A 14,058-nucleotide genomic window follows, 5' to 3' on the forward strand; every position below is an offset into this window, starting at 1 on the left:
GACGCCCTCATTTCGCTTTTTCAGAAAAACTCGAAAACTAACATCCTTATAGCAACAATGTTAGGATGACTGGCGGACGATAACGACGGTAACAAGCATGTTAGACAAAGTTTTAAGAATTGCCACACGCCAAAGTCCTCTTGCACTTTGGCAGGCACATTATGTGAAAGACAGGCTGATGGCGTGCCATCCAGGGCTCACGGTTGAACTGGTGCCGATGGTGACGCGCGGTGACGTGATCCTTGATACGCCCCTCGCGAAGGTGGGCGGTAAAGGGCTGTTTGTCAAAGAACTGGAACTTGCGTTGCTTGAAAACCGCGCCGATATTGCCGTCCACTCCATGAAGGATGTCCCGGTCGAATTCCCGCAGGGGCTGGGCCTGACCACGATCTGCGAACGCGAAGATCCACGCGATGCGTTTGTCTCAAACCGCTTTGATTCTGTCGACGCCTTGCCGGCAGGCAGCGTGGTTGGCACGTCAAGTTTACGCCGACAGTGTCAGTTGGCCGCCCAACGTCCGGATCTGGTTATCCGCTCATTGCGAGGCAACGTCGGCACGCGGTTAAGCAAGCTCGATCATGGCGATTATGATGCGATTATTCTGGCAGTGGCCGGACTGAAACGACTGGGCCTGGAAGACAGAATTCGCCAGGCATTGTCGCCGGAACACTCTCTTCCAGCCGTCGGTCAGGGCGCGGTGGGTATTGAATGCCGTCTCGATGACGAAAACACCCGTACACTGCTTGTCCCACTGAACCATGCGGAAACCGCGGTGCGCATTAGTGCCGAACGCGCGATGAATACTCGCCTGGAAGGAGGCTGTCAGGTACCGATTGGCAGCTATGCTGAATTAAGCCACGGTGAAATCTGGCTGCGTGCGCTGGTCGGTGCGCCCGATGGCTCGCGGATGGTTCGCGGTGAGCGCCGCGGCCCTGCCGATCGGGCAGAAGCCCTTGGCATTTCGCTCGCGGAAGAGCTGCTGAACAACGGCGCCCGCGAGATCCTCGCCGACGTGTATAACGGAGAAGCCCCCGAATGAGCATTCTGGTCACTCGCCCGTCTCCCCAGGGGGAAGCACTGGTCAGCCGCCTGCGCGCGCTGGGGCGAGAGGCCTGGAGTTTCCCGTTAATAGAATTTACCCCCGGCCGCGAGCTGGCAAAGCTTTCCGGGCATCTTGCGGCTTTAGGCGATGGCGATTTGCTGTTTGCCCTTTCGCAGCATGCGGTCGAATTCGCCCATGCACACCTGCAACAGCAGGGGAAAGGCTGGCCGCCTGCGCCGGGTTATTTTGCCATTGGGCGAACCACCGCCCTCGCGCTGCATAAAGTCAGTGGCATCGACGTTCGCTATCCGCGCGATCGGGAAATCAGCGAAGTCTTGCTACAATTACCGGAATTACAAAACGTTGCCGACAAGAAAGCGCTGATTATGCGCGGCAACGGCGGGCGAGAACTGCTTGGCGAGACGCTGCAAAAACGAGGCGCCTCCGTAACGTTTTGTGAATGTTACCAACGCAACCCACGTCACTATGACGGGGCAGAAGAAGCCATGCGCTGGCAATCACGCGGTGTAAACCGACTGGTGGTCACCAGCGGGGAAATGCTGCAACAGCTCTGGTCGCTGATTCCCCAATGGTATCGGGAGCGCTGGTTGTTACTCTGCGAGGTGCTTGTGGTGAGCGAGCGTCTGGCACAACAGGCCCAGGAGTTGGGCTGGCGGAATATCAGGGTGGCCGATAGCGCCGACAACGACGCGCTGCTGCGTGCTTTACAATAACTCTCAACATTGGAAGCCATAATGACGGAACAGAAAGAGAACGCCGCCGTGGTTGAAGAGACCAGGGAGGCCGTGGAAACGACGCCACAGCCAGAAAATGCTGAAAAGAAGACCGCCGGAAAGAAAAACGGCAGCAGTAAAGCCCCGCTGGCGCTAAGCGTGGTAGCTATCGCCATTGCCCTGACTGCAGGCACGGGTCTGTATAACCTGGTCAAAAAGCAAAACACCAGCCAGACGTCCACCAACGACACGCTGGTGACTCAGGTCACCGCCCTGCAGAAAGCGCAGGAGTCCCAGAAAGCCGAGCTGGAAGACGTGATCAAGCAGCAGGCAGACCAGCTGACGGCCGCAAAACAGCAGCAGGACGCGACGGCAAAACAGCTTGATGAGCTACAGCAGAAAGTTGCCACTATTTCCGGCAGCGACGCTAAAACCTGGCAGCTGGCACAGGCTGATTTCCTCGTTAAGCTGGCAGGTCGTAAGCTGTGGAGCGATCAGGACGTCACCACCGCCGCTGCGTTGCTGAAAAGCGCCGACGCAAGCCTTGCGGACATGAACGACCCGAGCCTGATTAACGCCCGCCGCGCGATCACCGAAGACATCGCCAGCCTCTCCGGCGTGGCGCAGGTCGATTACGATGGCATCATTTTAAAGGTCAATCAGCTGTCGAATCAGATTGATAACCTGCGTCTGGCGGACAACACCGACGACGATTCCCCAATGGATTCTGACAGCGGTGAGCTTTCCAGCTCGCTCGGCGAGTGGCGCGTCAACCTGCAAAAAAGCTGGCAGAACTTTATGGACAGCTTTATCACCATTCGTCGTCGTGACGAAACGGCGGTTCCGCTGTTAGCCCCGAATCAGGACGTTTATCTGCGCGAAAACATTCGCTCACGCCTGCTGGTCGCCGCGCAGGCGGTACCACGTCATCAGGAGCAGACCTACAAACAGGCGCTGGATAACGTCTCCACCTGGGTTCGCGCGTACTACGATACCGATGACGCCACCACTAAAGCCTTCCTCGATGAGCTGGATGCGCTAAGTCAGCAGAGCATCAATATGGACGTGCCGGAAACGCTGCAAAGTCAGGCGATTCTGGAAAAGCTGATGCAGACTCGCGTGCGTAATTTGCTGGCTCAGCCTTCGGTCGCACCAGGCACAACGCCTCAGGCTGAAGCCGCGCCTGCCGCCGCCGCACCGCAGGGAGAATAAGCATGTTAAAAGTACTCTTACTCTTTGCGCTGTTGATCGCCGGGATCGTGGTTGGCCCAATCATCGCCGGACATCAGGGCTATGTCCTGATCCAGACCGACAACTACAACATCGAAACCAGCGTCACCGGTCTGGTGATCGTTATGATCCTGACCATGGTGGTGCTGTTCGCCATCGAATGGCTGCTGCGCCGTATTTTCCGCACCGGGGCACACACCCGTGGCTGGTTTGTCGGCCGCAAGCGTCGTCGCGCCCGCAAACAGACCGAGCAGGCGCTGCTGAAGCTGGCAGAAGGTGACTACCAGCAGGTTGAGAAGCTGATGGCGAAAAATGCCGATCACGCGGAACAACCGGTGGTGAACTACCTGCTTGCGGCAGAAGCCGCCCAGCAGCGCGGGGATGAAATGCGTGCCAATCAGCATCTGGAGCGTGCGGCGGAAAGCGCCGGTAACGATCTGATTCCGGTCGAAATCACCCGCGTTCGCATCCAGCTGGCCCGCAACGAGGATCACGCGGCACGTCACGGCGTGGACAGGCTTCTGGAGGTCTCTCCTCGCCATCCGGAAGTGCTGCGCCTGGCCGAACAGGCTTATATCCGTACCGGCGCCTGGAGTTCGTTGCTCGACATTATTCCGTCCATGGCAAAAGCCAACGTCGGCGATGAAGCGCATCGTGATGCCCTGGAACAGCAGGCCTGGATTGGCCTGATGGATCAGGCCCGCGCCGATCAGGGCAGCGACGGTCTGCGCGAATGGTGGAAAAACCAGAGCCGCAAAACCCGTCAGCACGTTGCGTTGCAGGTTGCCATGGCCGATCACCTTATCGAGTGTGACGATCATGACACCGCACAACAGATCATCATCGACGGCCTGAAGCGCCAGTACGACGATCGCCTGCTGCTGCCGGTGCCGCGCCTGAAAACCAACAATCCGGAACAGCTGGAAAAAGTGCTGCGCCAGCAGATCAAAAGCGTCGGCGATCGACCGCTGCTGTGGAGCACGCTTGGCCAGTCGCTGATGAAGCATGGCGAATGGCAGGAGGCGACCATCGCCTTCCGCGCGGCCTTAAAACAGCGCCCGGATGCGTTTGACTACGCCTGGCTTGCCGATGCGCTCGACCGCCTGCATCAGCCGGAAGAAGCCGCGACCATGCGCCGCGACGGACTGTTGCTGACGCTGCAGAACAACCCACCTTCCTGAATCAGTTTTGTGACAAGGGGCCATTCTGGCCCTTTTTTTTGGGCTCTCATTTTACTGGTTTACATTATGATGCTTGCGCTGTCCGCTAACACCGGCACAGCACTGGCGGTGATTTTTGTGTGTCATTCTGCTCGCTCATTCTGGTTAGCGGCATATTATTCCGCTACCGAAATTAACCCATAAAAAAACGCCTGCTCTGAAATCAGGGCAGGCGTTAAAACAGGTCTGATTGACAACAATAGGTGCTTCACTCAACGTTATGTCCATGGTGTCTGATGAGGCCGAAGCGACATCTGTCGGTGGACGATAAGCACCGTAAACGGCTCTGCGTCATTCCTGGGTTTATGAGGCGTAAACGCGAACATAAGAGATGGAATGAGCATCTACGCGCATATTATTGCACAGGTCGTGCCACTCTTGCACCTCTGAATATCAGGGGGTTAAGCTATTTAGGACAATTGGATATGTCGCTGAATGGCGACGCCAGAATACAGAAAATACGATTCAATTCAAAATCAGGGAATTAAATGTCGTCGTCCGGAGACATATTTTTCTGAACAGAATGATGGGCGGGGAAAATTATTCTTCTGCAATGAATCGCTGAATTCAGAATAGAAAAAACCCCGCCGAAGCGGGGTTCAAAATTGGTCGGCGAGAGAGGATTCGAACCTCCGACCCACTGGTCCCAAACCAGTTGCGCTACCAAGCTGCGCTACTCGCCGATGTACTGCTTTTTGAATTTTCGTTCAATTCTTTAGAGTTATGGTGCGAGGGGGGGGACTCGAACCCCCACATCCTAAGGACACTAACACCTGAAGCTAGCGCGTCTACCAATTCCGCCACCTTCGCATTGCCACAAACTCTTAAATAATGGGGTGGCTAATGGGATTCGAACCCACGACAACTGGAATCACAATCCAGGGCTCTACCAACTGAGCTATAGCCACCACTGCAAATCTTTTCTACGCGGTCAGAAACCACCGCAGCTCCAGCACCGGGTAAATGGTGCGCCCGACAGGATTCGAACCTGAGACCTCTGCCTCCGGAGGGCAGCGCTCTATCCAGCTGAGCTACGGGCGCTTAGCGCCGTTGCGGGGTCGGATAATACGGACTTCGTGCAAAGCTGTCCAGTCTCTTTTTAAAGAAATTTTCCGTTTGGTTATGCTTTGCACGTTTTGCCGCTTAATCCTGCAATTTACGGGCTTCACCAGCCTGGCCGAGGCGTAAAACCTGATACAGCACCGTCACCAGTGCAAGGAAGATAATCCCGACAAACAGCGACATGCGCGTATCGTCGTTGAAGCCCATACCGATCAGCACGCAGACCAGAAACGCCATCGTCAGGTAATTCGCCCAGGGGAACAGCACCGAGCGGAACGGATGATTCACCAGAGCCTGTTTATGCGTTGCACGAAAACGCAGCTGGCTAATCAGGATCACGAACCACGGCACCATGCCCGGCAGCACGCTGGCGCTGTAGACATACACAAACACCCGCTGCGGATTGGGAATAATATAGTTCAGACACGATCCCAGCAGCAGAATGGCAATTGACACCGCCACGCCCATCACCGGTACACCGTTACGCGAGACTTTTGCCATTGCGGCTGGCAGCTGACGGTTTTTCGCCAGGGCATACAGCATACGACCACAGCTGTACATGCCGCTGTTACAACCGGAGAGCGCCGCCGTCAGCACCACAAAGTTAATGATACCTGCCGCCGCCGTGATGCCGATTTTGGCAAAGGTGAGCACGAACGGGCTGCCGTTGCTGCCAATCTCATTCCACGGAAAAATGGTGACGATAACGAAAATTGCGCCGACGTAGAAAATCAGGATGCGCCACAGCACCTTACCCACCGCGCTGCGCAGCGTGACCTGCGGGTTTTTCGCTTCGCCTGCGGTGATGCCGATAAGCTCAACGCCCTGGTACGACGCCACCACGATACAAAGTGCGGTCAGGAAGCCTTTCCAGCCTCCGGCAAAAAAGCCGCCGTGTTCTGTCAGGTTGCCAAAACCAATCGCATGCCCGCCGTTGCCAAGACCAAAGAAGATCACCCCAACACCCACCACGATCATCACGATAATGGTGGTGACCTTGATCATCGCAAACCAGAATTCCAGCTCACCATAAAGACGTACGGCTGCGAGGTTCGCAAGCCCCACCAGCGCGACCGCAATCAAAGCAGGTATCCATTGCGCCATCTCGGGGAACCAGAACTGCGTATACACGCCGATGGCGGTAATCTCGGAAATCCCTACCGCCAGCCACATAAACCAGTACGACCAGGCCGTCAGATAGCCAAAGAACGGGCTCATATATTTATGCGCGTAAACGGCAAATGACCCGGTGACCGGTTCGAGGAACAGCATTTCGCCCATCGAGCGCATAATGAAGAACACAAACAGTCCGGCAATAATATAGGCCAGTAATACCGACGGACCGGCCCATTTCAGCGTGCTCGCCGAGCCCATAAACAGGCCTACGCCGATGGTACCCCCGAGGGCGATTAATTCGATGTGTCGCGCTTCCAGCCCTCGCTGTAGCGTCGGTTGCTTCTCAGCCATAGATCCTCATGTGTTTGCCATTTTCCGGTCAATGCCGGTTATTGTTATCAGCAGTTTTACCTGCCATCTAGCCTCCGGAACGCACGCTCGCGCAGACTCCAGGGGCGGGAATGGTTGAATAAAATGGGTGAAATGGCAAACAAAGTATTAAATATACGAATGTATTGCACAATTAATGCGCAATACATTGTTGAGGGGAAGGATCAGAGCTGGCCGGTATAGTGCCAGCGAAGGTAGCGCAGAAGGCGTAGCTGTCGGGTGAGACGACCAGGCTGTGACAGCAGACGATAAAGCCATTCCAGACCAAGCCGCTGCCAGACTTTTGGCGCGCGCTTCACGTGTCCGGTAAAGACGTCATAAGTGCCGCCAACGCCCATATACAAAGCGTCCGGATGCACCATCCGGCAGTCGCGCATAAAGATTTCCTGCTTCGGCGATCCCATCGCTACGGTCACGATTTTTGCGCCGCTGGCCTGGATTCGCGCAAACAGCGCCTGCCGATCTGCGGGTTTGAAGTAGCCGTTTTGGCTGCCCACGATATTGACGTTCCACTGCTGGCGCAGCTTTGCTTCGGTTTGCGCCAACACTTCGGGTTTTCCGCCAATCAGAAACACTGGCGTTCCTTCCGCACCGGCACGCGCCATGAGCGCTTCCCAGAGATCCGCCCCGGCCACGCGCGAAACGTTGGCTTCAGGGTATTTTTTCCGAATGGATCGCACCACGCTGATGCCATCGGCATATTTAAACTCGGCGGCGTCGATCAGCGTGCGCACTTCGGCGTTATCCTCCGCCGTCAGGACTTTCTCCGCGTTGATCGCCACCAGCGTGCCTTGCCGCATTGTGCCATCAGCATAGAGATAATCCAGCGCGTGCTGCATATCGCGCCATCCGATGAGCTGCAGGCCGCGGACGGTATAAAGCGGTGCAGCAATTGGATCCATCATGTGTTCCCTTATCAAACCAGAGGTTGTGGCAGCGGCCTTGCGCGCTTATGGATAAGCCCGGCGCTGTCCAGCAGCCAGTAAAGCAACTTGGCAACCAGCAGGCACAGCCCGAAAATCACCAGGAAAAAGACCACGCGTGAGACAAACGAATCGAGCCCCTCGCGGGCCAGCACAATCATGTTGAAGATAGCCCCAAAGCAGAAACTGTGCAGGATAGCCGCCTTATAGCGGTTCGTTTCGCGGTTGCCAAGCTGATACAGCCAGTCAAACCACTTAATAATCAGACCCACCGCTACCGCCCCCAGCGGTATAAACCCTGCGCCGCCCATCACCAGCAGCGAGCCGATAAGCGTCGGTGAAATCGCCAGCCCCGAATGGTTGTTCAGCACTTCCCAGGTAAAGTAGTTGGCGGTGTTGAGCACCACGCCCGGGCGAGTCGGCCACAGCCAGGTCGGGATAAATACGTAGAAATCCCGCACGATTGGCGCCAGGCCCTGAAAATCAATTTTGTCGTAGTTCTGCAGCAGCAGCGCGAGGTTTTCCCACGGCGAGAAGGTATCGCGTGTCAGATAGAGGAACGTATAAAAAGCCTCATCGCCGCTGACGTTCAGGCCATAGCGTTTCAGCGCCAGCCAGAACATGCCGACAATTCCCAGCACGCCGGCCGCCGCCAGCATCCACAGGGAGATCCAGCCGCGAATAATGCCAATGAAAAGAAAGATAGCGAACGCGATGATGATATTGGCACGCGTCCCACCAACGATCACGTAAGTCAGCAGGCCAAACGCCACGGTGCTGACGAGGAAGAACAGCCACGCTTTGCTGTCCTGACGCAGGAAATAGACCACCAGCATCGCCGGAATGAAGAAGTAGAAGAAGCGCTTGAGGGCCACGCCGGATACTTCGCTGGAGAAAATCTGGCTGTAGGAGTGCAGCCTGAACAACAGGAACCCGTTGTGCGCAAAGAAGATACCAACGCTTACCAGCGCAATCAGCGCCAGCAGGACCCACATAAGATGGGTTTCTACCCGGTTCATAGTAAAAAGCGGACGTCGCTCAGCCTCAACGCGTGCGGCACGCAGTCGCGTTTTATACGCTACGTAATAGATCGCATAGAAACACACCGCGGAAAGCTGTGCCTGCAGCAGGATTTCCGGTGGCGCAATGCCGACGTCAAAGCGAAAGACCAGCGTCATCGATAGCGGAAAACCGAAGAAAAAGGTCAGCAAAAACAGCAATGAGAAGAAGACGTTAAAGTTGAAGCGCACGCGGCGAAACTCGAAGTACGTCAGCGTCGCGATAAACAGCGATGAAAACAGCCACACCACAAGCAGGCCGGTAAACTGCATCAGGCTCATTGCGCCTCTCCTGCTGCAATTTGCAGCGCGCGGTGCCACGGTTGAAGATAGGCCGGACGGAAAAACGCAATCTGTGTTTTATCCACATTCAGCAGCTGCCGCTGCGCTTCGCGCACGACGGCGACGTCCAGCTTATCGGTGGTAAACAGCACCGGAATGTGCTGTTCCGTCATGTCCTGCCAGAAAGGATTTTCCCGGTTGAGCACGCAAGGAATTCCCGCCTGAATCAGCAGGCAGAGCGTGCCGATGCCCTGCTGGCGTGGGAACAGGAAATAGCCCAGATCGCAGCGGCGCAGCAGGGCAAGATAGTCATCAAACTCCAGCTTCTCGCTGAGGATTTTCAGATGCTCGCCGCTAAACAGCGCTTCGCCCGATGTACGCACTTCACGAATATAGTCATCATTGTTAGCCGGATAGCCCATCGGCAGCACGACATTTACCGTATCGCCAAACTGCTGGTGAATCGCTTTCAGCGCCGCAATGTGGTCATTGCTGCGATCCCCGGAATTCCCCACCAGGATGGTCAGGGTGTCGGTATCACGCTTTTCTGGCCCCAACTCATTCAGCGCAGGATCCATTCTGGTCGGGAAATAAAGCAGCTCCTGCTGCACATGAGGATGCGCTTTCCCGAAGGTGTTTAAATCCCCACGGGTGGCAAACACGCAGCCAACATGCCCCTGAGCCAGGCGACGAAGCGGGTAAAACAAGCGGAATTTCAGGCCGCGGGAGACTTCATACAGATCGGCCCCCCAGATATGCCAGTTAAACTGTGCAGGCTTGATCCCGCCACTCAGCAGCGCCAGCCACAGGCCGGTATTAAACTGGCCGTGAAAGAAGAAACGCTGCCCGCGATCCGCTTTAGCTTTCGCCACAACGGCGGTCGCGAGGGATTTTTTGTCTCTGTAAAAATGCAGCGACAGGTTCGGACCTGCGGCACGCAACCCACTCTCCTCGCCCACGACCATAAACTCGCGTGCATGCTCGCTGCCTGCGGCCAGCTCTTCGCTAAAAAACCGCAGCACGGTCTGGTTGTGGTGCGGGATATCCGATCCCAGTACGTGTATCAGTGCAGTCATGCCCGTTTACGCCAGATTAAAAATACGCTGCTGCACAGCGCAAAATAAACGATATAGGTTGCCATATAGGCCTGTGCCGCGCCCAGCGCACCATGCATCGGGATCAGCCAGTGCGAAAACGCCGTCAGCAGCGTGAACTGGCAGATTTCCGTCAGAATATAGAACCTCAGTGAGGCTTTGGCGATCACCAGATAGCCGTAGACGTAAGCGCCTACTTTCAGCACGTCGCCCACCAGCTGCCATGCAAACAAATCGCGCATCGCGGTGAATTTAGCGGAAAACAGCAGCCAGATGGCGAAATCCCGCAGTAGCCAGACCGTCAGGCTCGCTGCCGCCACGGCCGGCAGCACAAACTTCAGCGCCTTACCGATCTCACGGGTGATATCCGTTTTTGCCGTCAGACGCGACAACGTTGGCAGAAGATAGACGCTGAACGAGGCGGTAATAAACTGCAGATAGGCATCGGAAATGCTGCTGACGCCCTGCCAGATCCCCACGTCATCCCAGCTGTAGTGCGCGGCCAGCAGGTTTCGCATCATCACGTAGGCAACGGGCAGCGTTACCGAGGTGATCAGCGCCATCAGGGTAAATTTACCCAGTTGCCCGGCGTAAAACGCATCCCAGCGCGGTTTCAGGTACGCAAAGGGGATGGCTTTTCGCTTTGCCAGCATAATACCCGCCGGAAGCACGACCAGCGCTGGCACCAGCGCCAGGCCGAGTAATGCCCCTTCATAGCCACCGAGATGCCAGCTCAGGAACCAGGCCCCGACGCCAGTCAGGCTCCCGGCAATTAATGAGAGTGCGTTTCCGGAGGCATCACGAAAACCTTTCAGCAGCGCCAGCAGCAGGTTTGCCCAGGCGATGCCCATCTGTACCAGCGCGACCAGTTGCACCAGCCCCTGATAATGGGTATGACCAAACAATCCCTGGCTGATGGGCGCTGCTGCCAGAACGAAGATAACCGCCAGCAGCGTAGAGAAACCCAGCACCATCGCCGACGAGGTGCCCACAACGTTGCGCAGATGCTCAGGATCGTCGTGGTACTGCGCCACAAACCTGGTGACGCCGTTGAAAATTCCTCCGCCAGCAAGCACGCCCAATACCGTTACAAGCTGGCGAAAGTTGCCCGCCTGCCCGACGCCGGATGGACCATACGCTACGGCCAGCAGCTTAACGACCAGCAGCCCGGCACCGATTTTGACCAGCGTGCTGGCCGCGGTCCAGAGTGAAGCTTTTGCCAGCGACATCTCAGGCGAAATAGCTTAACAGGGAGTTGATGACCGTACGCTGATTCACCGCCGCCAGATTGTAGAACAGCGGCAGGCGGAGCAAACGCTCACTTTCATGCGTGGTGAAGCGGTCTTCGCCATGGAATACGCCAAACGCTTCACCAGCGGGTGAAGAGTGCAGCGGAATGTAGTGGAACACCGCCATGATCTCGGCTTCTTTCAGCCAGGCGATGAGCTTGCCGCGATCGGCTTCGTCACGCAGTTTGATGTAAAACATGTGGGCATTGTGGACGCAGTCCGCCGGGATCGTTGGCAGCTCAATGCGCCCGGCATCCGCCAGCGGCTTCAGCGCATCGTAATAGGTTTGCCACAGGCTGAGGCGCTGCTGGTTGATGCGGTCAGCCGCTTCGAGTTGAGCCCAGAGATAAGCGGCCTGCAAATCAGCCATCAGGTAGCTTGAGCCGATATCACGCCAGGTGTATTTATCGACCTGCCCGCGGAAGAACTGGCTGCGGTTGGTGCCTTTCTCACGAATCACTTCGGCGCGTTCCACCAGCTTGCGATCGTTAATCAGCGTTGCGCCACCTTCGCCGCCCGCGGTGTAGTTTTTGGTTTCATGAAAGCTGAAGCAGCCGATATGACCGATGGTGCCCAGCGCACGCCCCTTGTAGGTCGACATCACGCCCTGCGCTGCATCTTCCACGACAAACAGATTATGCTTTTTCGCGATCGCCATAATGGTGTCCATTTCACAGGCCACACCCGCGTAATGTACCGGCACGATGGCCCGGGTTTTGTCGGTGATCGCCGCTTCAATCAGCGTTTCATCGATGTTCATGGTGTCGCGACGTACGTCGACAAAAACGATTTTTGCCCCGCGCAGCACGAAGGCGTTGGCGGTGGAGACAAAGGTGTAGCTCGGCATGATCACTTCGTCGCCGGGCTGGATATCCAACAGCAGCGCCGCCATTTCCAGCGAAGCGGTACAGGATGGCGTGAGCAGAACTTTGGCGCTGCCGAAACGCTGCTCCATCCACTGCTGGCAGCGGCGGGTAAAGCCACCGTCGCCGCAGAGCTTGCCGCTGCCCATGGCAGATTGCATGTATTCAAGCTCAGTACCGACAACCGGCGGAGCGTTAAAAGGAATCATCGTGTCACCTGTAGAGCCAGTAAGCGGTGCTTTCCAGCGAAGCACCACTGTGAATATAACGGTTAAGCGCCGCGGTGTTGCCCATCTGGGTGCCCACCCGCAGCGCGGTTAGCTGCCGCTCAAATGCCCAGCGCATGGCCGCCAGCATCAATTGCTCGCCTGCGCCGCGCCCGGCAAGCAGCCCGATGCGGGCTTCACTGTCGTTGAGCTGACGTAAAGAGACAAATGCACGAATATTGGCGCTATCGTCACGAAAAACCAGACACTGATGGTCAAACGTGCCGCGAACGGCATTTTCAATCCATTGTGCATAGAAACGACCGCTGGCATCTGCGTCATACCACGGCGCGCGAAAGCGGCTTTGAGCAAACGCCTGAGCAGAGAGTTCACGCAGGCGAGGAATATCACGTTCGGTCGCCGTTTCTGCCTGTGGATTAACGCTGTCTGTTACGTTGAGCTTAAAATCGACTTCGCCTTCCACCAGCTGAAAACCGAGCTGCTGCAGCGCATCCAGCCAGTCAGTTCGCTGGGCAGGAATCTTCGCTTGCACCCGTGACCAGCTCGTCAGAGCATCAGCGTGCAGTTCTGGCGCATCGTCATCCATTTGCAGCAAAGCGCTATTGATGCCGAAAAATTCTGTTTCCCATTTCAGGGGATTAATACTGGCGCGGACGGGCACGGAGCAGCTCCAGAAGGTACTGGCCGTAGCCGGTTTTCGCCAACTGACCGGCCGCGCGTTTTACGCCATCATCATCCAGCCAGCCGTTGCGCCAGGCGATCTCTTCCAGGCAGGCAATTTTGAATCCCTGACGCTTTTCAACCGTTTGCACGAAGGTGCTGGCCTCAATGAGGCTGTCATGGGTGCCGGTATCAAGCCAGGCGAAACCACGGCCAAGAAGCTCTACGGTCAGCTTTCCGTCGTCGAGATACATCTGATTAATTGAGGTAATTTCGAGCTCGCCACGCTCGGAAGGCTTCACGCGCTTCGCATACTCCACCACGTTATGGTCGTAGAAATAGAGGCCAGTGACTGCCCAGTTAGACTTCGGCTCCTTTGGTTTTTCTTCCAGCGAGATCGCCCGAAAATTATCGTCAAATTCAACGACGCCAAACCTTTCTGGATCCATGACCTGGTAGCCAAACACGGTTGCCCCTTCGGTGCGCGCCGCCACGCTGCGTAATTTCGGGCTGAAGCCCTGACCGAAGAAAATATTGTCGCCCAGCACCAGGCACGAAGGTTCACCGGCAAGGAAGGTTTCGCCGATGATAAACGCCTGCGCGAGGCCGTCCGGGCTTGGCTGTTCAGCATAGGTCAGCGCAATCCCAAACTCCGAGCCATCTCCCAGCAGGCGCTGGAAATAGCTTTTATCTTCCGGCGTGGTGATGATGAGAATGTCGCGTATCCCCGCCAGCATTAACACCGACAGCGGGTAGTAGATCATGGGTTTGTCATAAATCGGCAACAGCTGTTTTGACACGCCGCGGGTAATCGGATGCAGTCGGGTGCCAGAACCCCCAGCCAGAATAATGCCTTTCATATGTTCTC

12 protein-coding genes and 4 tRNA genes are annotated in these 14,058 nt (G+C 56.3%); 4 read left to right on the forward strand and 12 right to left on the reverse strand.

What is annotated here, in order from left to right:
- Positions 1-97: 97 nt before the first annotated feature.
- The 4 genes from hemC to hemY are packed head-to-tail and all read left to right on the forward strand — an operon-like array spanning position 98 to position 4,187.
- Positions 98-1,039 carry a hydroxymethylbilane synthase gene (gene hemC / locus AB1287_RS16835; RefSeq protein WP_435618498.1) on the forward strand — a complete coding sequence of 314 codons (942 nt, stop codon included), beginning with the start codon at positions 98-100 and terminating at the stop codon, positions 1,037-1,039.
- The gene (gene hemD / locus AB1287_RS16840; RefSeq protein ID WP_435618499.1) at positions 1,036-1,776 is read left to right on the forward strand and encodes a uroporphyrinogen-III synthase; all 741 of its coding nucleotides are present in this window, start codon (positions 1,036-1,038) and stop codon (positions 1,774-1,776) included. Before hemC ends, hemD begins: the two co-directional genes overlap by 4 nt.
- A 21-nt stretch (positions 1,777-1,797) precedes the next feature.
- Positions 1,798-2,988: a uroporphyrinogen-III C-methyltransferase gene (gene hemX, locus AB1287_RS16845; protein ID WP_435618500.1), complete on the forward strand. Its 1,191-nt coding sequence runs from the start codon at positions 1,798-1,800 to the stop codon at positions 2,986-2,988.
- A 2-nt stretch (positions 2,989-2,990) separates the two neighbouring features.
- Entirely contained in the window at positions 2,991-4,187 is a 1,197-nt protein-coding gene (hemY, locus tag AB1287_RS16850; protein WP_435618501.1) for a protoheme IX biogenesis protein HemY, read from the forward strand.
- Positions 4,188-4,832: 645 nt separating this feature from the next.
- On the opposite strand, the gene AB1287_RS16855 is transcribed toward hemY, so the two are convergent.
- The 12 genes from AB1287_RS16855 to rfbA form a co-directional block, all read right to left on the reverse strand.
- Positions 4,833-4,909 (reverse strand) — tRNA-Pro (locus AB1287_RS16855).
- Between the two features lie 41 nt (positions 4,910-4,950).
- Positions 4,951-5,036, reverse strand: a tRNA-Leu gene (locus AB1287_RS16860).
- Positions 5,037-5,058: 22 nt separating this feature from the next.
- Positions 5,059-5,134 (reverse strand) — tRNA-His (locus tag AB1287_RS16865).
- Positions 5,135-5,190: 56 nt separating this feature from the next.
- A tRNA-Arg gene (locus AB1287_RS16870) sits at positions 5,191-5,267 on the reverse strand.
- A 102-nt stretch (positions 5,268-5,369) separates the two neighbouring features.
- A complete protein-coding gene (locus tag AB1287_RS16875; protein ID WP_435618502.1) occupies positions 5,370-6,755 on the reverse strand; it encodes a bifunctional threonine/serine APC transporter ThrP in 1,386 nt (461 codons plus the stop codon).
- A gap of 203 nt (positions 6,756-6,958) precedes the next feature.
- Positions 6,959-7,699, reverse strand: coding sequence for a lipopolysaccharide N-acetylmannosaminouronosyltransferase (gene wecG / locus AB1287_RS16880; RefSeq protein ID WP_312628769.1), 741 nt, complete (start codon positions 7,697-7,699; stop codon positions 6,959-6,961).
- Between the two features lie 11 nt (positions 7,700-7,710).
- Positions 7,711-9,057 (reverse strand): ECA oligosaccharide polymerase, encoded by a 1,347-nt coding sequence (wzyE, locus tag AB1287_RS16885; RefSeq protein ID WP_435618503.1) that lies wholly within the window; start codon positions 9,055-9,057, stop codon positions 7,711-7,713.
- Complete coding sequence (locus tag AB1287_RS16890; RefSeq protein ID WP_435618504.1) at positions 9,054-10,133, reverse strand: TDP-N-acetylfucosamine:lipid II N-acetylfucosaminyltransferase; 1,080 nt, start codon at positions 10,131-10,133, stop codon at positions 9,054-9,056. The genes wzyE and AB1287_RS16890 overlap by 4 nt, the downstream gene beginning before the upstream one ends.
- Positions 10,130-11,380 (reverse strand): lipid III flippase WzxE, encoded by a 1,251-nt coding sequence (gene wzxE, locus AB1287_RS16895; protein ID WP_312628764.1) that lies wholly within the window; start codon positions 11,378-11,380, stop codon positions 10,130-10,132. Before wzxE ends, AB1287_RS16890 begins: the two co-directional genes overlap by 4 nt.
- 1 nt (position 11,381) lies before the next feature.
- Positions 11,382-12,512 (reverse strand): dTDP-4-amino-4,6-dideoxygalactose transaminase, encoded by a 1,131-nt coding sequence (gene rffA / locus AB1287_RS16900; RefSeq protein ID WP_312628763.1) that lies wholly within the window; start codon positions 12,510-12,512, stop codon positions 11,382-11,384.
- A gap of 4 nt (positions 12,513-12,516) precedes the next feature.
- Positions 12,517-13,191 carry a dTDP-4-amino-4,6-dideoxy-D-galactose acyltransferase gene (gene rffC, locus AB1287_RS16905; protein ID WP_312628762.1) on the reverse strand — a complete coding sequence of 225 codons (675 nt, stop codon included), beginning with the start codon at positions 13,189-13,191 and terminating at the stop codon, positions 12,517-12,519.
- A complete protein-coding gene (gene rfbA, locus AB1287_RS16910) occupies positions 13,169-14,050 on the reverse strand; it encodes a glucose-1-phosphate thymidylyltransferase RfbA (protein WP_312628761.1) in 882 nt (293 codons plus the stop codon). Before rfbA ends, rffC begins: the two co-directional genes overlap by 23 nt.
- Between the last annotated feature and the right edge of the window lie 8 nt (positions 14,051-14,058).

Source organism: Scandinavium sp. UTDF21-P1B (assembly GCF_040750395.1).
Taxonomy (GTDB): domain Bacteria; phylum Pseudomonadota; class Gammaproteobacteria; order Enterobacterales; family Enterobacteriaceae; genus Scandinavium.